Raw genomic sequence first — 980 nt, forward strand, 5'->3', positions numbered from 1 at the left:
TACCGCCGTGAAAGGGCGGTGTCTTAACCGCTTGACCAAGGGGCCGGTTAAGTTACTATATTTATATGAAACAATGGGCCTAAGTGGACTCGAACCACCGACCTCACGCTTATCAGGCGTGCGCTCTAACCAGCTGAGCTATAGGCCCCAAACAAAAAGCGGGTGACGAGAATCGAACTCGCGACGACAGCTTGGAAGGCTGTGGTTTTACCACTAAACTACACCCGCATAATGTTGAACGGTCCCGACGGGATTCGAACCCGCGATCTCCTGCGTGACAGGCAGGCGTGATAACCGCTACACTACGGGACCAAGTAATTTCTGTTTGGATTGCGGGGACAGGACTCGAACCTGTGACCTCCGGGTTATGAGCCCGACGAGCTGCCAACTGCTCTACCCCGCGATAATATCGAACGATTGAAAATGGACCTTGCAGGATTCGAACCTGCGACCGGACGGTTATGAGCCGTCTGCTCTAACCAACTGAGCTAAAGGTCCAATTTTCCGAAAAACAATGATAGCGGCGGAGGGAGTCGAACCCACGACCTCACGGGTATGAACCGTACGCTCTAGCCAGCTGAGCTACACCGCCATTATAAAATGGCTCTTTTAGAAAAATCGGGAAGACAGGATTCGAACCTGCGACCCCTTGGTCCCAAACCAAGTGCTCTACCAAGCTGAGCTACTTCCCGTACTTTACTTTTTTCCTTTCGGAAATGCACCCTAGAGGAGTCGAACCTCTAACCGCCTGATTCGTAGTCAGGTACTCTATCCAATTGAGCTAAGGGTGCAAATGTTTCAAATGCCGAGGGCCGGAATCGAACCGGCACGGTGAAAACTCACCGCAGGATTTTAAGTCCTGTGCGTCTACCAGTTCCGCCACCCCGGCAATTACTGTTAAGACTAAGTAAATATTCATTCGCTTTATCTATAACCAAGCGAAAGACGGGATTCGAACCCGCGACCCCCACCTTGGCAAG

Annotated in this window: 9 tRNA genes; all 9 read right to left on the minus strand. The window is 51.4% G+C overall.

The annotated features are described in order from the left end of the window. Nucleotides 1-74: 74 nt before the first annotated feature. The 9 genes from VXN63_RS12025 to VXN63_RS12065 all read right to left on the minus strand — a co-directional run bounded on the left by VXN63_RS12025 (nt 75) and on the right by VXN63_RS12065 (nt 889). Nucleotides 75-148, minus strand: a tRNA-Ile gene (locus VXN63_RS12025). A gap of 9 nt (nt 149-157) precedes the next feature. Continuing rightward, nucleotides 158-228 (minus strand) — tRNA-Gly (locus tag VXN63_RS12030). Nucleotides 229-239: 11 nt separating this feature from the next. Continuing rightward, nucleotides 240-312 (minus strand) — tRNA-Asp (locus VXN63_RS12035). An 18-nt stretch (nt 313-330) separates the two neighbouring features. Then, nucleotides 331-403: transfer RNA gene (locus VXN63_RS12040), tRNA-Met, on the minus strand. 21 nt (nt 404-424) lie between these two features. Continuing rightward, nucleotides 425-498, minus strand: a tRNA-Ile gene (locus tag VXN63_RS12045). Nucleotides 499-518: 20 nt separating this feature from the next. Further along, nucleotides 519-592, minus strand: a tRNA-Met gene (locus tag VXN63_RS12050). Nucleotides 593-618: 26 nt separating this feature from the next. Further along, nucleotides 619-692 (minus strand) — tRNA-Pro (locus tag VXN63_RS12055). A gap of 25 nt (nt 693-717) precedes the next feature. Continuing rightward, nucleotides 718-791 (minus strand) — tRNA-Arg (locus VXN63_RS12060). Between the two features lie 12 nt (nt 792-803). Then, nucleotides 804-889 (minus strand) — tRNA-Leu (locus VXN63_RS12065). Between the last annotated feature and the right edge of the window lie 91 nt (nt 890-980).

The sequence above is a fragment of the Marinilactibacillus sp. XAAS-LB27 genome (assembly GCF_036039175.1).
Lineage (GTDB): Bacteria > Bacillota > Bacilli > Lactobacillales > Carnobacteriaceae_A > Marinilactibacillus.